General features: G+C 67.0%; 13 protein-coding genes and 1 pseudogene. 10 read left to right on the forward strand and 4 right to left on the reverse strand.

Annotated features, from left to right (window positions below; translation table 11 throughout):
- Nucleotides 1-244: 244 nt before the first annotated feature.
- On the forward strand, nucleotides 245-958 hold the full coding sequence (locus LV780_RS20405) for a hypothetical protein (RefSeq protein WP_101339585.1): 714 nt from the start codon (nucleotides 245-247) through the stop codon (nucleotides 956-958).
- Between the two features lie 95 nt (nucleotides 959-1,053).
- Here LV780_RS20405 and LV780_RS20410 read toward each other — a convergent pair whose 3' ends face one another.
- From LV780_RS20410 to LV780_RS20420, 3 genes are all read right to left on the reverse strand, one after another.
- The gene (locus tag LV780_RS20410; RefSeq protein ID WP_117345242.1) at nucleotides 1,054-1,419 is read right to left on the reverse strand and encodes a hypothetical protein; all 366 of its coding nucleotides are present in this window, start codon (nucleotides 1,417-1,419) and stop codon (nucleotides 1,054-1,056) included.
- A 21-nt stretch (nucleotides 1,420-1,440) separates the two neighbouring features.
- Nucleotides 1,441-3,519 (reverse strand): hypothetical protein, encoded by a 2,079-nt coding sequence (locus tag LV780_RS20415; protein WP_117345243.1) that lies wholly within the window; start codon nucleotides 3,517-3,519, stop codon nucleotides 1,441-1,443.
- Nucleotides 3,520-3,633: 114 nt separating this feature from the next.
- The gene (locus LV780_RS20420) at nucleotides 3,634-4,161 is read right to left on the reverse strand and encodes a hypothetical protein (protein ID WP_117345244.1); all 528 of its coding nucleotides are present in this window, start codon (nucleotides 4,159-4,161) and stop codon (nucleotides 3,634-3,636) included.
- 866 nt (nucleotides 4,162-5,027) lie between these two features.
- Here LV780_RS20420 and LV780_RS20425 point away from each other — a divergent pair.
- The 9 genes from LV780_RS20425 to LV780_RS20465 all read left to right on the forward strand — a co-directional run bounded on the left by LV780_RS20425 (nucleotide 5,028) and on the right by LV780_RS20465 (nucleotide 20,577).
- A complete protein-coding gene (locus LV780_RS20425; RefSeq protein WP_233864245.1) occupies nucleotides 5,028-5,627 on the forward strand; it encodes a hypothetical protein in 600 nt (199 codons plus the stop codon).
- 172 nt (nucleotides 5,628-5,799) lie between these two features.
- Nucleotides 5,800-8,133: a UDP-forming cellulose synthase catalytic subunit gene (bcsA, locus tag LV780_RS20430; RefSeq protein WP_117345286.1), complete on the forward strand. Its 2,334-nt coding sequence runs from the start codon at nucleotides 5,800-5,802 to the stop codon at nucleotides 8,131-8,133.
- Between the two features lie 5 nt (nucleotides 8,134-8,138).
- Nucleotides 8,139-10,319, forward strand: a complete 2,181-nt coding sequence (locus LV780_RS20435) for a cellulose biosynthesis cyclic di-GMP-binding regulatory protein BcsB (RefSeq protein WP_117345246.1) — start codon at nucleotides 8,139-8,141, stop codon at nucleotides 10,317-10,319.
- Entirely contained in the window at nucleotides 10,316-11,404 is a 1,089-nt protein-coding gene (locus LV780_RS20440; protein ID WP_117345247.1) for a glycosyl hydrolase family 8, read from the forward strand. The genes LV780_RS20435 and LV780_RS20440 overlap by 4 nt, the downstream gene beginning before the upstream one ends.
- Nucleotides 11,389-12,765 (forward strand): hypothetical protein, encoded by a 1,377-nt coding sequence (locus LV780_RS20445; RefSeq protein WP_117345248.1) that lies wholly within the window; start codon nucleotides 11,389-11,391, stop codon nucleotides 12,763-12,765. The genes LV780_RS20440 and LV780_RS20445 overlap by 16 nt, the downstream gene beginning before the upstream one ends.
- A 402-nt stretch (nucleotides 12,766-13,167) precedes the next feature.
- Nucleotides 13,168-14,202 (forward strand): sensor domain-containing diguanylate cyclase, encoded by a 1,035-nt coding sequence (locus LV780_RS20450; protein ID WP_117345249.1) that lies wholly within the window; start codon nucleotides 13,168-13,170, stop codon nucleotides 14,200-14,202.
- A 95-nt stretch (nucleotides 14,203-14,297) separates the two neighbouring features.
- The gene (locus LV780_RS20455; RefSeq protein ID WP_233864254.1) at nucleotides 14,298-18,662 is read left to right on the forward strand and encodes a diguanylate cyclase domain-containing protein; all 4,365 of its coding nucleotides are present in this window, start codon (nucleotides 14,298-14,300) and stop codon (nucleotides 18,660-18,662) included.
- Nucleotides 18,663-19,057: 395 nt separating this feature from the next.
- Complete coding sequence (locus LV780_RS20460) at nucleotides 19,058-19,756, forward strand: response regulator transcription factor (protein ID WP_117345252.1); 699 nt, start codon at nucleotides 19,058-19,060, stop codon at nucleotides 19,754-19,756.
- A gap of 428 nt (nucleotides 19,757-20,184) precedes the next feature.
- Complete coding sequence (locus LV780_RS20465) at nucleotides 20,185-20,577, forward strand: hypothetical protein (RefSeq protein WP_233864256.1); 393 nt, start codon at nucleotides 20,185-20,187, stop codon at nucleotides 20,575-20,577.
- 14 nt (nucleotides 20,578-20,591) lie between these two features.
- Here LV780_RS20465 and LV780_RS20470 read toward each other — a convergent pair.
- A pseudogene (locus LV780_RS20470) lies at nucleotides 20,592-20,818 on the reverse strand (IS110 family transposase); the annotation flags it as partial.
- Nucleotides 20,819-20,823: the final 5 nt, after the last annotated feature.

Consider the following 20,823-nt stretch of genomic DNA (forward strand, 5'->3'; position numbering starts at 1 on the left):
ACGAGGGTGGCGCCGCTGGTCATGACAGATCCGAACATCGCCCGTCGCTGGACGCTTTGCTCCCGGAAGGCCGGCAGCCGGGGTTCACCTCGGCCGCAGCCCGCCATGTGCAGGAAGAGCCGGCCGGATGCGCGGGTTTGACAGGAAAGGGCAACGCCGGATAGCCTGAACATCCAGTTGCGCGGGGCGCGCGCGCGGTGCCTGCCCCGGTCCTCGAAAGGGCTGTTTTTTCGGGAAGTCCGAGATGAAACTCCTTCTTGCCGGTGTCCTGCCGCATGTGAGTGCCCTGGCGATTTTCGCCGTGTCCGCCTCGGCCCAGGATCTGGACATCCAGCGGGACGCGACATTGCTCATTGTCGAGACCGCCGAGCGGATTTGCGGCATCACCGAAGACAGCGGATCCAGCTCGGAGCTGAACGTTGAAGGCAAGACGGATGCAACTCTGGGTGTGCTCTCGCGTCGACTTCTCAACCTGGGCATAGAAGGCGGCGCAAACCTCGACGAGCACAGCTACAAGAACGTGCTGCGGGAACAGCTTGCGGATGAGCTGAAGGATTCGCGGCAATGCCGCCAGATCATTTTCGACCAGATGTTCGCAAAGGTGTTCGGTGCCGCTCCGCGCGAGGTCTTGCAGGATCAGACGGACGAGATCCTTGCAGGCGGGCGATTGCCGCATCAACTCGACATCATCGGCCCGAACCAGATGTTTCAGGCCAATCCGGGTGAATCCGTGGCCCTGGGACGCGTTTCACGCATCTTCTCGCTGAACGATGTCCTGAGGAACACCAATCTCGGCCCGCTTGTCCATTACAGCTGGGTCGACATGGCGGCCGGGACATCCGACGGGGGATATACGGGACAGGCCCAGCCGATAAAGGTCGCGGACTGTGCCATGACGCCCTATCGGATCGATGTGGAGGAAAAGACGGCGTCCTTCTTCAACACCTGCGGACCGTGATGAGTCCGGGCGATGTGGACGCGGGCTCCGCGGGCCGGGGCAAGGGCCGCCGGCCGTGGGCGGCCTTCCTGGGCCGGGTGGGGATTGTCCGGGGGCTAGTCCTGCCCGAGGAGCCCCACGTCGGAGCTGAAGGAGCAGTCTGCCGTCTGGCTGCAGGCACGGACCGTCTGGATCACGGACCAGTTGGCATCCTCGTAGGAGGCCGAGCGCGACCGGCAGTCGGCGTCGTCACACTCCCATTGCAGGCCTTCCATGTTGGTCTCGAACGCGGTCCCTCCCTCGCCAGCCCCATAGACGAAATTGAGCCCGGTCATGCTGAAATCCGACCCGATCGTCCCCTGCCCCACGATGACGAGGCGCACGCCGGAGGTCGCGGGTCCCGAGGGATCGGCCAAGACCGCGCCGGATGAGGCGAGCAGGCCGATCGCGATCCAGGCGGGGAGTACGATCCTGTTTTTCATCTGCGGGTGCTCCTGTCGGCCTCAGAACTGCATCTTGTAGGAGACCAGCAGGGTGTCTTCCCGCTCGCGCAGGGAATTTCCGAACTGGTCTTCGCCGTAGTCGTATTTGATGGAGGCCCACTGGACACCGAGGACGGGAGAGTTGGGGCGGCTTGCCTGACGCCAGGAGAAGCCGGCGCGGGCGGCGATATAGGCATCCTCGTTCGAGAAGGGGGTGATCTGCGAGGAGAAGGACCAGTTGTCCGAGGCCCTGTAGCTGAAGCCGATGGATGTGCTCTCGTCGTCGGACCCGTCTTCCGCCTGCACGAGACGGTGGCTCAGGGCATAGCTGTGCCCGGCTGTCGTCTGGTAGGAGGCCACGAGATCGATGGTCCGGTCGTTGTCGTTCAGCGTCACGCTTTCTTCGGTGGAGGGCGCCCGATCGAGCTCCTCGCGGGCGCCGAGGCCGAAGGTCAGCTTTCCGCCCTTCGAGAGGGCAACGGTCTTGCTCAGGCGCGCCTCGACATTGCTGTAATAGTCGCGATCCGGGCGGGAATAATGCTCGCCGCGCAGGAGCAGCGAGAGGCCGTTTTGCCCGCGGTAGGAATGGTCGAAGCCGACATAGGCGTTGGTTTCGTCATCGAGGATGGCGCCGGCATAGTAGCGCGTGACGCTCGTTCCGGTGGTCAGGTTCCCCGAGAAGGACAGATGCGGCACGTACCGATAGCTGGACTTCTCCGAGGAGGTATAAAGGGCCAGACCGTCCTGACGTGTGAGATCGATGCCGGTCTGGATGAAGAGATCCTCGATGTTGGCCAGTTCGATCTGGGAGATGCGCTGGCTGATCTCGTCGACGATATAGATGGAGGTACCTTCGGCGAGGGGGGTGTCGAACCCGCCCTGCACGAAGGAATATCCGCCCTCGAGCGTGCTCTCGCGGGGTCCGGTGGTGACGAAGCCGGTACGGCTTGTGGTCTCGATGTCCCGCACGGGCGAGAAGCCGATCCAGAAGCTGTTGAAGATGGACGAGGGCGTATCGGCTGCGGAGCGGATCGGCTTCTGGGGGTGGGCGACATAGCCTCGGCCGGCATGATAGGCGGTGAGGCTTTTCTCGGGCAGTCGGGTGTTGTTGGCCGCGAGGAAGAGGTTGTTGCCGATGCTCAGGCGGGCGGCCGCTTCGGTGAGGGCAAGGGGCGCGCGCGCCGAGGGCAGGATCCAGGAGAGCAGCTGCGCGGCGGCGGCTTTTCCGGTCCATTCATCTCCCTCGAGGAAGATGAAGCCGCGGGTGGTCCGGGCCAGGGAGGCGCCCTCGGCATTGCTGTTCAGCGTCTGGCTGAACCTGTAGATCCCTCCGATGGCGCGCTTGTCCACCGACTCGTGGCGCTCCACGGAATTCTGTCCCGAGCGCTCCTCGCTGGCCACATAGCCCGAGTTGGGCACTGCGAGGGAGAGGCCCACGATTTCCTCGCCGCCGGCGACACCGCGCTGGAAGCCCTCCGCCTTCAGGGCGTTGTGGGTCTCGGCGGAGATTTCGGCTCCGACATCCTCGCCGAAGATGAAGGCCCCCGGGATGAGGGTGTCAGGGTTAATGCTGTCGGGGTCGATCTCGACGGACGGTGTGTAGGTGCAGTAGCTTTCCGGCTCAGCTCCGGGGAAGAAGCACCCGCCCGTGACCGTCAGGTCGAGCTGGAAACCATAGATGTCGATCGCCTCCCGGCGCGTGACCTTGACTTCGCGGCGCCGGTCGACCGTGCGGGCCTGGAAATACCAGCCCGTCTGCTCGCGGGTGTAGAGCCCGCCGCCGGCCCGTTCGTGGAGCGACTGCCGGATCGGATGGGTGCCGGAGATCTCGAAGTCCCAGTCGCGGGAAGCGCCCGACAGCGACAGGGCCTCGAGGGTCGGGCCCTGGCCATAGTTCAGGGTCTCGCCATTGAGCACGAAACGGGTTGTCAGGGGGACGACCCGGCCGGAGGGTGCGGCGGTCGGGGCGGTCATCGGACGCCGGTCCTCGGCGCCGGGGCTACCTTCAAGCAGCACGGCCTTGTCGTCGGCCTGAACCGCGGCCGCGGCCAGCGCCAGTACGGAGGCCGAGAGGGTCAGCCTGAGGCTACGAAGGCGCATACAGTCTCATCCTTGTCCGTTCCCGCGACAGGCGGCCGCGGGCAGAAGTCATCGCCCGGGAAGGGGCATCCCGCACCTGGGGGGATGCGGGATGCCCTGGCTATGTGCCGAAGATCAGCGACGACGGCCTTCCTCAGCCAGAATCAGGATCTCGGATTCGTAGGCATCCGAGCGACCGTCGAAGTCGGTTTCCAGCACGAGCCGGTTGCGCGAGCCGGTGGCCGCCGAGCTGGCGGTGGTGGCGCCCTGGGTCGAGGCCGCGGTGGCCGCGGCGCTGTCACCTTTCGAGGCCGCTACGCTGAGCGACATCAGCGGGCCCTGCCCGGTGTGGATCACGCCGGTCGCGGTCCCGGTGACGGTGACATCGGTATCGGTCGTCGAGGTGGTCAGATTGATGTCGTGGTCGTGGCTTCCGACCGGCTGCCCGAAAACAGACCCGACCGAAGCCGATCCGGTTTCGCCGACGATCGAGATGGTCTGGCCGCCGACGGTGCCGCCAGCGACGACATCAAGGGTCACCGTCTCGGCCACCGGCGGGGCGAAGCTCGCGCTCAGCGCCACGGCCACGGCATCCGCCGACGCGGCGACGGGGGCGAGGCCCATGGCTGCGCCCAGAAGAACGCCTTTTGTGTATTTCGTCATAATCATGCTCCCAATATCGGAACCCTGCAAATGCATGGGCAAAATCTACCTTCAAGCCATACTCATGGCATCGGCAACAGCAATTCTCCAATAAATCCAAAAGATCTCCAAAACTTCATGAGTATTGGGCCGACGCGGAGTCATTAATACCATTGAGAATTTCGAGACGGAACGATCACCACAAGATAAAACCTGAGGTCATGGGCTTTCAACGCAGGCATTGGAAGAATCGGACAACCCATACTTTTTTCCTCGCCAGTTCGCGCATAAGCAGATTCTGGCTCCATCTTATATCGTTAAAAGCGAGGCGTTCAAAATGAAAATTCTGCCCGATGCTCCGGAAGAGATATCATTCAGCGCGGCGTGGGACGGGAACAGCCTGCGGGCCGGAACTTGGCAGGCACCCGCCCTGCGTCGGTCGATGCCAGGAACACCCCTCGAGATTCGGCAAAAGGTCCGGTGGGCATTCTCGCGAGGGCAACGCCGGTCTGGCCGGGTCGTTCGATCGCCCTCGAGACAAGCCGACCGATACTTTCGATAAGAAGCGCGCAGGGATGCCGATATCGAAGCGCATTTCGATACGGCAACAGGAGACGAAACCCATGAGTGACACGCCAAAAGTCGGTCATTCCGGTTCGCAAGAGCAACGCCTTTCATACCGGGCGCAGATTGATCATCCGGGGGAAGTGACCTCTAGTCATTCCGATAATGGCGCCGCCACGGCTCGATGTCCGACTCGAATGGCGAGATGATCTCAAGCGAAATCGGGCAATAGCGTACCAGTGTTTCTGCAGTTCCTCCGGAATGTTCCCTGTTTCCGGCAGCCCGGCCGAATTCTCGTCGCGCTGATCGCGACAGGCCTGCTGATGGCCGCCTGTTCCCCCGATGCCCTGCCCCTGATGGCGGCCCGCACGCCCGAATTCGCAACGGAATATCGGCTCGTGTCGGACCAGCAGCGCTGGATCGGGGCCCCCGCCGGCGGCGTCACCCTCGAGCGCCGGACGCGGACCGGCCCGGAACAGCTCATTGCGCTGCCCAACCATACCGTCACGGCGGGCGACAATTACATTCTCGCCAAGGCACGTGAGGATCTCGGGGGCGGCCGGCGGTTCTCGACGGCGATCTTTTCCGGCCAGATCGGCCCGTCGACCCTTCCCTTCCGCAAGCTCGAAGAGGCGCAGCTGCGCAGCCGCCATGACGGGCTGGGTCCCCTGGTCTGGAGCGAAGTACGCCAGGGCAGCCTCTACTGCGTCCTGGCCTTCCGGCGGACGGACACCGCGGTGCGGATGCTGCCGGGCCGGGCCCGCAGCATCGACCTCATGATGCGCAACTGCGTGACGGGAGATCTCGAGACAGCCCTCGCCCCGATCGGAGATGCAAGCCTTCTGGGCTCCCCAGTCGGGGACGGGAGGGGCGATGCCAGAGCAGGCCTCATGCTCTCCCCCCTGGCGGGGCCCAAGCCATGACCCCCCTCCTCCGGGGCTCCCTTCACAGGCCGATGACCGTCGGCCCCAGCCTCACGGACCGGGGTTCGCACGAGGCCTCCGCAAGCCGGATATGTGCATGCACGCTCCTCCCGCTTCCCTGAGAGGACACAGGCTCCTGCGGGGCCTGCTGATCCTCGCCACCGCCCTCGGCATGCTGCCCCTGGTGGTGTTGCTGAGCGTTCCCTCCGATACGCTCGCCCAGGGGCTGTTCGGCATCACCACGATCCTGATCGTGGCGCTTCTGAAGCCTTTCACCTGGCGCTCCACGCCGCTCCGCTTCCTGATGCTGGCGACCGCCGGCATGGTCGTGATGCGCTACTGGATGTGGCGGCTGTTCGAGACCCTGCCCTCCTGGGAGACGCCCCTGTCGCTGACGGCGGCCGGGATGCTCTTTGCGGTCGAGACCTATGCGATCGCGCTCTTCTTTCTCAATGCCTTCCTGCTTGCGGATCCGCTGAAGCGGGGCCTGCCCGAACAGGTGCCGTCCGAGCGGCTGCCCACGGTCGACATCCTCGTGCCCTCCTACAACGAGCCCGTCGATCTGCTTGCGGTGACGCTCGCCGCGGCCCGGAACATCCGTTACCCGCCGCATCTGCTCAGGGTCGTGCTCTGCGATGATGGCGGCACCGACCAGAAATGCGCCTCCTCCGACCCCGAAGTGGCCCGTGCCGCCCAGGAGCGGCGCCGGGTCCTGCAGGCGCTTTGCGAGCGGCTGGGGGTGAGCTATCTCACCCGCGAGCGCAATGTGAGCGCCAAGGCCGGCAATCTGAATGCGGCCCTCGAGCGAACCGGGGGGGAGTTCGTGGCGGTCTTCGATGCCGACCACATTCCCTCGAGCGACTTCCTGGCCCGCACCGTGGGCTTCCTGGTCAAGGATCCCAGGCTCTTTCTGGTCCAGACGCCGCATTTCTTCATCAACAGGGATCCGATCCAGCGCAACCTCGGCCTGCCGGCCTCCTGCCCGGCCGAGAACGAGATGTTCTATGCGCTCATCCAGCGCGGCCTCGACCGCTGGGACGGGGCCTTCTTCTGCGGCTCGGCGGCCCTTCTGCGCCGTACGGCGCTCGAGGAGGTGGGGGGCTTTTCCGGCAAGACCATCACCGAGGATGCCGAGACCGCGCTCGACATCCATGCGCGGGGCTGGAACAGCCTCTATGTCGACCGGGCCCTGATCGCGGGGCTGCAGCCCGAGACCTTTTCCTCCTTCATCCGGCAGCGGGGCCGCTGGGCGGTCGGGATGATGCAGATCCTGCGGCTGAAGAACCCGATCTTCCGCCCCGGCCTGAGCCTCGCGCAGCGGCTGTGCTACTACAATTCGATCAGCTACTGGTTCTTCCCGCTGGTCCGGCTCGTCTTCCTGCTCTCGCCGCTGCTCTATCTCTTCTTCGGGTTGCAGATCTTCGTCGCCACCTTCGAGGAGGCCCTCGTCTACACGCTGACCTATCTGGTGGTCAGCTTCCTCGTGCAGAACGCGCTCTTTGCGCGCGTGCGCTGGCCGCTGATCTCGGAGATCTACGAGATTGCCCAGACCCCCTATCTGCTGCGCGCCACGCTGGGGGCCCTGCTGCGCCCGAAAGGGTTCCGCTTCGAGGTGACGGCCAAGGACGAGACCGTGGCCGACAGTTTCCTCTCCCCGATCTACAGGCCTCTTCTGGCCCTTTTCCTGCTGATGGCCGCGGGGGTCGCCGCGGCGGGGCTGCGCTGGTTCCTCCTGCCCGACGACCGCCAGGTGGTGCTGCTCGTGGGAGGCTGGGCGCTCTTCAACTTCCTGATCACCGGGCTCAGCCTGCGCGCGGTCGTCGAGCAGCGCCAGCGCCGTGTGGCGCCCAGGGTCGATCTGAACGTGAAGGCGCTCCTGGTGCCGGGCGAAGGCGAGACCTCTCTCGAGGTCGAGGTGGTGGATGCCTCGACCTATGGCGCCCGCCTGCGCCTGGCCGACGCCGCCCGCCCGGGGCTGCGCCTCACGACCGGACAGGCTGTGGCCTTCAAACCGGAGATCGCGCTCCTGCCGCAGGTCAGCCGCATGATCCGGTGCGAGCTGCGCTCGCTTCAGCACGAGGGCCCCGACCTGTTTCTCGGGCTGCGTTTCCTGCCGGACCAGGACCCGGCCGCCCGGGAAACGGTGGCCTGCCTTGTCTTCTCCGATTCGAGGATCTGGGACCGGATGCGCCGCAGGAGCTTCTCGGGACGTGGGCTCCTGTCGGGACTGGGGTTCGTCGCCTGGCGTGCGGCAACAACCATTCCGCGCACCGCCTACGACCTGGTCCGATTGTCCCGGACGGTCCCCGAGGAGGAGACGGGCAAGGACGAAAGTCCCGCGCCCCATATCCTGGCCTTCGGCGGAGAACTGGCCGCACCGGTCCTTCCTGTGCCGGACATGGGCCGGAAAGCGCGTGGCGGGCGCAAACGGCTGGCCGAGGGCCTGTCGGGTCCGGACCTGGAACCTGCCGGCGAAAGCCCGGCCGCTGGCTGGACCGGAGGATGAGCGTCATGCGCCTGGCAACGGCGGGATGTCTCGCCTTCTCCCTGATGCTGGCCGACGGGGCGGGCGCGCAGGTGATCCGGTTCGAGGGCGGGGACGCCAGCCCTGCCAGCCCGGCAGGCCGTCCGCTCGCGGAGGAGGCCGGGGCGGTGGATGTGGCCCTGCGCCAGAGACAGGAGGCCACCGGCGCGGCGGGGGATCGGGCCGAGCCGTCCGCACCCCGGCCCGCAGCCCTGGCTCCCCTCATTCCGCAGGAGCCCGCAAGGATCGGCACCAGCATCCTGCGCCAGCAGGGCACGCAGGGCCGGCTCGAGTTCGAGGTCTTCGCGGCCGACCCCGGTGGAGCGGCCTCGCTCATCCTGGCCTACCGCAACAGCATTGCCGTCCTGCCCGAGGCCTCCTCCATCACCCTGTCGGTCAATGGCCGTGACGTGGCCCGCTTCGCACCCCGGGGCTTCGACGGCTTTGTCCGCGAGACGATCCCGATCCCGCCAGGCCTTCTCATCCAGGGACTGAACCGGATCGTGCTGGAGCCGCAGCTCACCCACCGGATCTATTGCAGCACAGAAGCCTGGTTCCAGCTCTGGAGCGACTGGAACCTGTCCCTGAGCGGTCTGGCCGTGTCTCAAGGAGCCGACCGGCCGGTTCTGCCGGACGAATTCCGCGCCGCGCTGCGGGCGATGGAGGGCCGCGCGCAACCGCTCGTGATCCGCAGGGACAGCACCACGCTCATCGACGAGAAGGCCACGCTCGCCCGTCTCGTCGGCCATCTCGGGGCTGCCGCCGGCGGCAGCCTGCCTCCGGTCGAACCGCAGCACACCCATGGGCTGCACCGAAAGCCCCCTTCTCCGGCGCGCGTGACCTTCCTCGCCTCCGATCGAAACCATGTCGGTTTCCGGCGCGGTGGCGACGGCGCCGCGGTGCTGGTGATCGAATATCCCCCGGGGCAGCTTGCGGATCTGGACGGGCTCGCCCTTCTCCTGCCGCCCGAACCCGCCGTCGGTGATCCGCTCCCCATGCTCACGCCCGGGCGGGTCCAGACGCTCTCCAGCCTCGGTTTCGAGCCGTTCGGCAGTTCCGCAACCCACTCCGCCCGCACGATCCGCTTCCGCCTTCCGCAGGACTGGCTCATCCTGACCAACGAGCCGGCGACGCTGACGCTCGTCCATGCGGCCATGCCGGGACTGGTCCCCGGCTCGCAGATGGTGGTCCGGGTCAATGGCGAGGCGATCCGCCTGATCCGTCTGGACGGCTCGGTCCCGGCACGGGACGATCCGCTGGAGATCCGCTTCGAGGGCCGCAGGCTCCGGCCCGGCATCAACAGCCTTGATTTCCAGGTGGTTCTCCCGAGCCGGTTCCCGGACCGGCCCTGTCCGCCCGACACCATGGAACGCTTCCGGATCAGTCCGACCTCCACCCTGCATGTTCCGGCCTCGCCGCGCATGATCCTGCCCGACCTGGGGCGCGATCTCGCCCGGGTGGAGCGGATGGAGTTCCGCATCTCCGGCGACGGGCTGGGGCTCCAGGCGGCCCTCGGGGCCATGCTGGCCGGGAAAGCCCCGCCCGGGCCGGGACCGGCGGGGAGCATCGAACTGCATGTGGTCGATCTCGAACATCTTCCCCTCTTCCTGCAGGAGCGCCCGGGGCTTTCGGGTCTGTCCGTCGGAGCGGTGCTGCGGCCACTGCGCGGGCAGGCAGGAGGGCCCGGAGACGGCAGCGAAGAACGGCGCCGGCTCCCTCTCGGTACCCGGGAAGCGCTGCGCTGGCTGCAGCTGGCCTTCGGACCGGGGCAGGGGCCGCTGGAAGACTGGCTTCGGGGCCGACAGGGGACTGCGCTGCTGGCCTCGGCGGGGGGGACGGATCCGCGCCGCATCTGGCTTGTGCTTGGCCCCGATGCCAATCCGCGCCAGATCGCCGGCGCGCTTCGGGCCGCCCTCACGACGCCCAACGGGCCGCGCGGCGAGGTGGCCCTGCTGGGACGTGACGGCCGGTGGCAGAGCTGGGGCTCCGACCATGCCTGGCCCCGGCTGCTCGAACCGGTCAGCCTTGCCAACCTGCGCGCCCTCGTCGCAGCCTATGTATCCTGGGCGCCGGGCCTTCTCGTGGTTGCGGGGCTGTCCGTTTCCTGGATCGTGGCCATCGGAGCATGGCTGGCCATCCGGACGGGCCGGAAGAGGAGACACGTATGAAACGCAGGCACTTCATGGCGTCTCTGCTCGGCACCCTCGCGGCAGGACGGGCTTTCGGCGGCTTCGCACAGGAGGGAGCCGCCTTCGTCCTGCCCGCCGATCATCCGCTGCAGCCGGCCTGGCAAGCCTGGAAAAGCCTCTGCCTGCAGGAGGACGGCCGGATCGTCGATGCGCCCCAAAGCGGGGCCAGCCATTCCGAAGGCCAGGGCTACGGCCTGCGGCTGGCCGTGGCCTTCGGGGACGAGGAGGCGTTCCGCAGGATCTTTGAATGGAGCGAAAGCCATCTGGCCCTGCGCGAGGACGGGCTGCTGAGCTGGCGCTACCTGCCCGAAGCCGGCGATCCGGTTCCGGACCGCAACAATGCCTCCGACGGCGACCTCTTCTACGGCTGGGCGCTGATCCAGGGCGCGGTGGCCTGGAACGAGCCCCTCTTCGCCGACCGGGCCCGGATGATCGGCACGGCGCTCGCGCGCAGCTGCCTGGCCGATCATCCCGACGGCTCGGGACGCCGGTATCTTCTGCCGGCCGCCTATGGGTTCACCAGCGACAGGGCCATCACGCTCAACCTGTCCTACTGCATGCCCCGCGCGATGCGCGAACTGGGCGCCTTCGCCGAAGCACCCGCCCTCGTCACGGCGGCGCAGGACGGTCTCGACCTGATGAACGGGATCGCCGGATCAGGCCTTCTGCCCGACTGGCTGCAGCTGACGCCCGAGGGGCGCACTTCCGCGCCCGGCCTGTCCGACCAGAGCGGCTACGAGGCGCTGCGCATTCCGCTCTACCTCTGCTGGTCAGGCATGACCGACACGCCCGCCCAGCAGCGGTTCCGCGAGATGCACCGCCAGGCCGCGGCCTGGGATCCGGGCACCGCCACGGTCTTCGATCCGGAGACCGGCCGGATCCGGGAGAGCAGCGACGAGGTCGGCTACCGGGCTCTCGTCGCTCTCAACGACTGTGTCCTGTCACGGACCGCAGGATCCGCCATGCCGGATTTCGACGCCGCCCAGGTCTATTTCCCCGCCACGCTCCATCTGATGGCGCTGGTCGCACAAGCCGAGTTCTTCCCCAAATGCCTGCCCGTCTGATCCCGTCCCGGCTCCGCCGCAGCCTCACGATCCTCCTCCTCGTCCCGGCGCTCGCGCTCCCGGCAGGCGGGTCCCTGGCACAGGCCCCCTCCGAAGAGGATCTGCGCGCGCTGCGCTATTACCGATCGCAGAACGACACGCCCTCCTACGAAGCGGAGTTGCGGCGCCTTCGGGTACGGTTTCCCGACTGGACGCCCTCGGCCGATCCTCTCGCCGGGCCCGGCGGCCTTGAAGGCCCCTCCCGGGAGATCGACGGGATCTACCAGCTGATCGCCTCCGGCGCCTTCGATGCGGCCGAGGCGCGGATCGGGGAGACCCGCCTGCACTATCCCGACTGGATCCCGCCGCGGGAGATGACGGAGCTGCTCACCCTGTCGCGGGCGCAAGCCTCCTTCGACCGGGCCCTGGTTGCGGCCGACTCCGGGCAGGCGGCGCGGATCGCCGCCGCAATGCCCGCTCTGCTGAGCTGCGAGAGGATCAACAACGCCTGGCGCCTGGCGCAGGCTCAACAGATGGCCGGCGCCACGCAGGAGGCTTTCCGGCTGATGCAGGGGATCGTGCAGAGCTGCGGCAATGGCGAGCATGTGACCGCGACGCTCGAGAAGGCGGATGGCTTTGCCACGCCCGCGCAGATGGCACAGCTTTTCGGCGAGGCGCGGCGGCGGTTTCCGGCGCAGGCCGCACGCTGGGACGAGCTCGAGACCAGGCTGGCCGCCGGCCATGGCCGGTCCCGGCCCGCAAGAGGCCCCGCGGAGCCTGCAACCGCTCCGTCGGCCGGATCCGCCAGGGCCCTTGCGGGGGATCCCTCCTCCGCGGGCGCCGGCACCCCGCCCTCCTCCCGTGTCGTCACCCGTCATCCTGCCCAGTGCCTGGCGGGCACAAGCCCCGCGGTCACCTCCGGCCAGGCCCTCACCCGCGCCTGGTGCGCCTATGACATGCAGCGCCCACTGGAGGCTCTCGCCCTCTTCCGGCGCGCGGCATCCTCGGGCCCGGCCGAACAGAAACGCGATGCCCGGTTCGGAGAGGCCCTCTCGCTGCTCAGGCTCGGCATGGCCGACAGCGCCGCCCGCATCGCCGCCACCACCGAACTGACCCGGCAGCAGCGCCTCGATGTCGAACTCTGGATCCTCGACCAGCGCGGGGTGAGCGCCTATCACCGGGAGGAATACCGGCAGGCCGTCGCCTTCTTCGACGCCTACAGCGCGCTGGCCGGCTTCGAGCGGCGTGATCTGGCGATCCTGCGCGCCTACGCTCTCTTGAACATGGGCAAGCGGAAGGCAGCCCATGCCGCCTTCCAGGCGCTGCATGATGTTCTGGCGTCCGAAGAGACGCGGAACGGCCTGAGGGCGTCCGCCCCCTGACCTGAAAAGGCGCGTCACCGGGGGCGAGCAAGCCCCTGCCAGGGCTCTCACGGAATTTCCGCGGGCGCGCCTTCCTGAAGCAGTCCCGTCCTGCACCGGCAGCCGCCGACCGGAACCATGGCGATGGGCCGCGCCAGAATGTCGCGAAACGACGGCCCAAACGCAGCCTATGATTGCATCGGGACGGCCGCGGGTTCCTCGGCTCCCGGAAAGACGGGAGATGGAGAGGGTCCATCGTGTGAACAGGATTTCAACCGGTGCCGTCGTCAGCAGGCCTCGGGGCGCGCGGGCGGATCGCCGCCACAGGGAAAGCAGCGCGGGACATGGTCCATCCGTACCGAAGAGAGTGCCCCCCCCGCCTTCGGGAAGCCTGCCCGGGGCGCGGGCTGGAGGGAGGGACCAATGCCGCCGCCCATGACATGCCGGCCGGGAATAGCCGGCAACGGTGAGGCCCGGCGGATCGCCGCCTTGCGGCAATACCACATCCTCGACACACTCCCCGACCGGGAATTCGACATCATTACCCGGACCGTGCAGCATGTGTTCAACGTGCCCATGACGGCGATCACCTTCATCGACTCATACCGGCAGTGGTTCAAATCCGAGATCGGCATGGACAGGCGCGAGACCGACCGTGCCAGCAGCTTCTGCAACCGGACGATCGAGGGCTCCGGTCCGATGGCCATCGCCGATGCGCTCGAGGATCCGCACTTCTCCTCGAGCCCGCTGGTCTGCGGCCCCCCCCATATCCGCGCCTATCTCGGCGCCCCGCTGCCGACGCCGGAGGGCCACAATATCGGGGTCCTGTGCATCATGGACCATGTACCGCGCGCCTTCAGCAGCCGTGACGGCGCCCTGCTCACCCATTTCGCCCAGCTGGTCATGGAGCGGCTGGAATTGCGCCGGAGCATTTCGGAGGACATGCTGACCGGGGCCTGCATGCGGCGGGCCTTCGAGGAACAGTTCGCCGCGGCCCTGCACCGCCGACAGGGATCGGGAGACGAGCTGACGCTCGTTCTGTTCGATATCGACGAGTTCAAGGCCTTCAACGACACCTACGGCCATCCCGTCGGTGACCGGATCCTCCGGGCCGTGGGGCGCTGCACCCGCAGCATGATCCGGCCGGGAGACCTTTTCGGCCGCATCGGAGGGGACGAGTTCGCCATCGTCCTGAATGGAACACCCCTGGCCACCGCCGAACGCCGCGTGGAGCGCCTGCGCCAGCGCTTTGCCGCGATCCGCCTTGCGGAGGCACCCGATGCCGCCGTGACCGCCAGTTTCGGCCTGGCCCGCGCCCCGGCCGGCACAACGCCCCAGGAGCTGATGAAGATCACCGATGCCGCGCTCTATGCCGCGAAGGGCCAGGGCAAGAACGCGGTCCACATGAGCACGTTCCTCTTGCCCGGGGGTCCCGGTCCGGGTGAGATGCCGGACTGAGAGCGCCCGGACCTGCCGGGCAGGCCGAAAAGCGGCATCCGTTGCCCCTCACGGCCCGAGGCAGGACGCATTGGCCTCAAACAGCCGGATCACCGATGGACGCTCTTTCCTGCTTCACCTCCCTCGGCCTCGACCGCGCCGTCTACGCGACCGTGGCAACCCTTGCCGGTTTCGTACTGCTCGTCTCCTGGATACTGCGCCAGGACCGTTTCTTCGGCCGCAGGCATTTCCTGGCCTGCCTTTTCGGCATGATCTGGTGGCTCGGCGCCGCATCCCTCGAGCTTGCGACCCCAACGCTTGCCTGCAAGCTTGCCTTCGCATCGGCAGCCTGGCCCGCCATCACCCTCGTGCCGATCTGCTGGTGCCTCTTTCTCGCCCACTACTGCTTCGGACTTGGCGCGCGCCTGCGGCGCACCGAAACCTTCGTCGTCACGGGACTTGTCGGTCTCGCGACGCTCCTGGTCGCGACCAATCCCTGGCACGGGCTGTTCTACCTGCCGGGCACGCGGCTCGGGATGCTCGACGGACGGCCGTCGGCCATCTTCGAGCACGGGCCGCTGTTTCATGCCCTGGCCTCCCTGCTCTACATCTTCCTCTCCTCGGCCGCAGCCATTGCGGCCGCGGCAGCCTTCCGGGCTCCGCGCGCAATGCGGCCAGCCTGGATGATGATGCTCTTCGGCACCCTTGTGCCGCTGGCCGCCAACCTGGCCTACGTGACGCTCGAAACCACCCTCTTCGGCTTCGACCCGACGCCCTTCGCCTTTGCCTTCGTCCTTCTGGTCTTCACCTGGGCCATCTATGCCAACCGGTCCCTCGATCTGACGTCCCAGGCACGCGACCTGATCTTCTTCAACCTCACCGATCCGGTGCTGGTGCTGGATGCCGGGGGGCGGATCGTCGGGATGAACCCGGCGGCGCAGGCGCTGATGCCGGACTTCGCGCCCGGCCAGAGCCCGTCGGACACCGGTCCGCTCGCGCGCCTTCGCCCCCTGCTCGAGGAGAAGGAAGGGGAAGGAAGATGGCAGCGGGTGGAGATCGGGGACCGTATCCTCGAGATCCGGCTGATGCGCATGCGCAAGCCGCTGGGTGGTCGGCAGACCCTTCTCGGCGCCGTGGTTCTGCTGACCGACGTGACCGATCTCCATCGCAATGCGATGCGTCTCGAGCTGGCGCTGGGGCTGGCGCGCAACCAGCTTGCCGAAATCACGCGCCTGCGGGAGATCTCCGAACGTCTCGCACGCTCCGACCCGCTTACGGGTCTCGGCAACCGCCGCGCCCTTGATCTCGTCTTCGAGGCCGCCCTGCCGGAGCATCCTTCGATGGGTCTCGCCCTGCTCGACATCGATCATTTCAAGCAGATCAACGACCGTTTCGGCCATTCCGCGGGAGACCGGGTGCTGCGTCGCTTTGCGGAGGCGGTCACCGAGGTGCTGCCGGAAGGGACACACGCCTTCCGGGTGGGCGGCGAGGAATTCCTGATCCTCTGCCCGGGCTTTGACATGGCCGCAATGGCCGGGCTCGTCGGGCAGGTGGCGCACCAGGTGCAACAGAAGCCGCCCCTGCGCGTGCAGGATCATTCTCCCCTGACCTTCTCCGCCGGGATTGCCGTCCGACCCGAGGACGGCAGCAGTCTTGACCAGCTCTATGCCCAGGCTGACGCCTGCCTCTATGAGGCCAAGCGGAGCGGACGCAACCGCTTCATTCCTTCTCCCGAACGCCCGGCCCTGGATGGGGCGGGGCCCCTCCGGGACGGATCCCGCGATCCTGCCGGAGAAGATGTCCTCGCGCGGCACCTGTCGGACCGGCAGTCGCGCATGGCTGTCCTGATGCGCGAGCTGATGCGGGCCACGGGCTCCGAGGTGGATGGCGCCATCGACCGGGCGCTTGCGGTCATGGGGGCGCAATGCGGAGCGGACCGGGCCTATGTGTTCCGGATCGAGGAGGGCATGTATCTCAGCAACACGCATGAATGGTGCCGCGACGGCATCAGGCCCGAACGTCCCTCGCTGCAGCGGCTGCCGATCTCGCTCATCGAGCCCTGGCTGCCGTTCCTGCAGGAGGACGCCACGATCGACATTCCCGACGTCTCGGCCCTGGAGGAGAGGAACCCGGCCAAGGGACATCTCGTCTCCCAGGGCATCCAGGCCCTGGCCCTGGCTCCTCTCATGGACGGCCCGGCCCTTGCAGGTTTCGTCGGCTTCGATGCGGTCGGACGGCGCGCGCCCTTCGATCCGGGGGAGACGGCCATCCTGCGCTCGCTCGCGGATGCGGTCGGGGCGGCCCTGGCCCGGCACGGCGCCGAAACGATCGCCGCGAGCGCCCAAGGCATCGCCCGGGCGGCCGAACGGGATCTCGCCCGGCTCGCCCATGTCGCCGAGGTGATGACGAACCTCGTCATCATCCTCGACACCGAACTGCGGATCCTCTGGGTCAATCGGGCCTTCGAAACCCAGACCGGCTACCGGTTGGCCGATGTGGCAGGGCGGGACTTCGCGTCCCTGGTCCGGGGTCCGCAGACCGATCCCGCAGCCGTGGCCGCGGTGCAGGCCGCAGTCGAGCGGCGCGAGAGCCACGAGGGCGAGACCATCAATCATGATGCCCGCGGACAACCTTACTGGATCCACTTCAACATCCATCCGATGTTCGATCGGGATGGCACCTATCTCGGCTATGTGTCGGTCGAGACGGTGATCAGCGACCGCAAGGCGCTCGAGCGCGAACTCGAGGCCCGCAATGCCCTCATCGCCGGTGTCCTGCGCACGAGCGTGTCGGCCATTCTCGCGACGGATGCCGCCGGGCGGGTGCTCTATGCCAATGCCGCGGCCCAGCATCTCCTGGCACTCACGCCCGCCCCCGACGATCCGCAGGTCTTCCGCGTGCCCGGCTGGCCGCTCGAGACGCTCGACGGCCAGCCGGTCGGCGAGGCCGCCCTGCCCTCGGCCCTGGTGCGCAGATCCGGCGAGGACCAGCATGACCTGCGCTATGCGGTCCATCTGCCGGAGGGCGGCCGGCGCTTCCTCTCCATCAATGCAGCCCCCCTGCCCCCGGCTCCGCACGGAGCCGAAGTCGTGATGTCGGTGACCGACATCACCGATGCCGAAGCCGTCGCCGACCGGCTGCGCCAGCTTGCGGACGAGGATCCACTGACCGGTCTTGCCAACCGCCGCGCGCTGAGCGCAGCCCTCCAGGCTCGGCTGGCGGATGCCGCCGGCCCTGCCCCCCTGGCCCTGATCATGCTCGACATCGACAATTTCAAGTCCGTGAACGACACGATGCGCCATGAAGCCGGCGACCGTGTGTTGTGCATCGTCGCCGAGCGTCTGCGCGCCTGCGCCGGCCGGGAGGATCTCCTGGCCCGGTTGGGGGGAGACGAGTTCATGCTGCTGGCGTCCGGACTGGAGCGGGAGGCGGCGGTGGCGCTCGCCGAACGGTTGCGGGATGCCATTGCCCGGCCGATCCGGATCGAGGCGCAGCCGATCAGGCTCACGGCCTCGGCGGGGGTTGCCTTGTGCCCCGACCAGGGAACGGTGATGCCCCTGCTGATGTCCGGGGCCGACATCGCCCTCCACGCCGCCAAGCGGGCAGGACGGAACCGGACCATCCTGCTCTCCCGGGAGCTGTTTGCGGCCGAAGAGCGACGCAGCGCCATCACCCGGGCGCTGGACGGCCCCGCCCTCGACAGGCTGCAACTGGTCTATCAGCCGCAGTTCTCCCTCGTGGGCGACGGCGGACTGGCAGGCGTCGAGGCGCTCCTGCGCTGGACGGACCCGGTCCTTGGAGAGGTGCGCCCCGATGAGTTCATTCCGCTGGCCGAGGAAGTCGGCCTGATCGTGACCATCGACGACCAGGTCATCGCGCTGGCCGCCCGCCAGCTCCGGCAGTGGGCGGCTTGCGGCTGGCATCCCCGGCTGAGCATCAATGTCTCGGCACAGAGCCTGGCCCGACGGGCATTCGCGCAGGATACCCTGCAGCGCCTGGCGGCGGAACGGATCGATCCCCGTCAGATCACCCTCGAACTGACGGAAACCTCGCTCCTTGCGCATTCCTCTGCCGAGCAGAACATCGCCTCCCTGCGCCGTAGCGGCATCGGCCTTGCCATCGACGACTACGGGACCGGATATGCCTCGCTTTCCTATCTCCACCGGCTGAAAGCCACGGAAATCAAGATCGACCGCAGCTTCATTGCGGGCCTCACGTCCGAAAATCCCCGGCACAGCAGGACACTCATCCGTGCCATCATCGGGCTTGCCGGAACGCTGGGGATGAGCACGACGGCCGAAGGGGTGGAGACCGACGCACAACGGGAGTGGCTACGGCAGGCGGGGTGCGACCGCATCCAGGGCCATCTCCTGAGTCTTCCCCTGGCGCGGGACGAGCTCGAGGCCCGGTTTCTCGAAGCCCGGCCTCTCGAGGACGCTCACGCACCGCATCCGACACCCCCATCGACACCTTCCCGATGATCCCGCCCCTTCGGGCAGCATCCCCGAAGGAGAGCCGGATGGGCACGTCGAAAGAACTCTTCGATAGCCCCCGCGGGTATTTCGCGCTAGGATTGCAAATCCGGTCCGCTAATATCCTTCATGCAGAAAAGGTATGGCAGGTATGAGTCATCATTTGCTCTGGTATTAATACTTGCGATAAAAAGTACTCTTCGCGAGATAGGAGTGCCATGTGTATCCTCGCGTGGTATGCGCGAACAGTTAAGGCCTCTAGCGCTGAGGTTGAACCGCTCCTTCCTTTGGTTGCGCGCGCTCACCTCACCCCTGCCCTATGGCGGGGCGAATGCGTAAAAAGAAGAATGTGGTGCAGTTTTATAGCGGTTTTGATGCCGCCATCGGTCAGGTGACAGGAAAAGATGCAGAAGAGAAAGATCGCGCTGGCGGAGAATCAGGGACTCGTCCGGGAAGTGCTCGCCGCCTACCTCGCCAGCCAACTCGATGCAGAGATCATCGAAGCCGGGAGCACCCATGAACTCGAGGAGCACCTCGAGCGGAATGGGTCGGTGGACCTGATTCTTCTCGATCTGCTCCTGCCGGGCATGAAGCCGGGGCTCGAGGCGCTCTCCCGTCTCCTCGAGTTGAACCAGGGCCAGCCGCTCGTGCTTTTCGCCAGCAATGCCGGACCCAGTGTCGTGATCGAAGCTCTCGACAAGGGAGCGGCCGGCTACATCGACAAGACCCAGGGCGCCCGCTCGATGGTCAATGCCCTGAACTTCATCCTGGCGGGAGAGACGTACCTCCCGGCCTTCATGCGACTGACGCCGCGGCGGCACGCCTCTGACGAGCGCGGGCTCACTCCCAAGGAACTCGAAGTCCTGGGTGGGCTGACGATCGGCCTGATGAACAAGGAAATCGCCCAGAACATGGGCTTGAGCGAGGTGACGGTGAAGATGCATGTCCGCTCCATCTGTGCCAAGCTGAATGTGAAAAACCGCACACAGGCGGCGATGGTGGCCGCGCAGTTCGGCTATCAGGAGCCTCGGGCCGCCAGGCCGGGACGGCTGGAGGTCGCCGCCCCCCGGCCTGCCGAGAACCCGATCGATCTCGCCAGCTGACCGGATCCGGCACAGGCAGCCGCGCCCGACGGGAGGGGCAGAGTCCACGCACCTCTTCCCGGGGCACGATTGAAATCCTTGAAATCCACCGCGCGCATGGCGAAGGCCGGCCGCGCGGTTTTCCTTATTGATCTTTTTAAGCTGCGCCTCGTCGCTTTGACACCGGGGATATTTCCGTATTTCAGGGGGAACCGCCTCATCCTCCCCCTTGTTGTCAAGCTGGCAGAATATATCCCTTTCCAGATCAGAGGCCGAATGCATATTAACGCTCTTCGCATTTCAGAAACTCTCAAGCGTGCATGATGGAATACGGCAACAAGTCAGGGCGCGCGCGTGAACTGGCCAAGGGCGCCAGAAGAAGGCCGGCGCCCGGTGGAGTGTCAGGAACGCCCGCAGAAGATCCTCGATGCGAGGGAGAGCATATCCTCATGAAGTTGGACCAGATGGCGCGCGGGACGCTGGATGCGGGGCTGCAAAAGGGTGGCGTGAGGCCACGACCATTCTCGGGCTGGGCTCTCGAAGCCGCCCAGGAACTGGAGTGGCAGTCGGCTATTCCCCTCGTCTCCCGGCTCTTCGCCGCCAGCGACCTGCGCCGCGGCGCGGCCTTCCTCGCCTTGTCCGCATGGTATGCGCCGGGCAGGGCTCAACGCATCTGTCTCGCCGGAATGGGCAGCAGCGAATTCGTCACCTGGCTTCTCGAGGAGGACCCGTCGGAAATTGCCGAGGTACTCGACAGCCGCAGGCGCGACCCGCAGGGCCTCGCACGCCTCGGCCGGGAACCACTCCTCCGCCCCGAACAGTATCGAAATCCCTTTCTCTGACCGCCTGCCCTGCCTCAGGCCGCCTCCGGCTGCCGCACCTCAAGGCGTTCCTGAACATCGCCGTTCGTCAGCATGGCCCGGATCGCCCGCGCCATCGATTGGCCCGCGCGATCGCCACGAGCATTCTCGGCTTTCGTGCAGAGATGCGCGCGAGCCAGGAGTCTTCCGGGATCGAGCGCCGCCCCAGCCCGTTGAGCCGGGACATCGCGCCGATGATCAGCAGGCGACGGATGTCGGCCTGGTGCA

The organism is Cereibacter azotoformans (assembly GCF_021391315.1).
Lineage (GTDB): Bacteria > Pseudomonadota > Alphaproteobacteria > Rhodobacterales > Rhodobacteraceae > Cereibacter_A > Cereibacter_A azotoformans.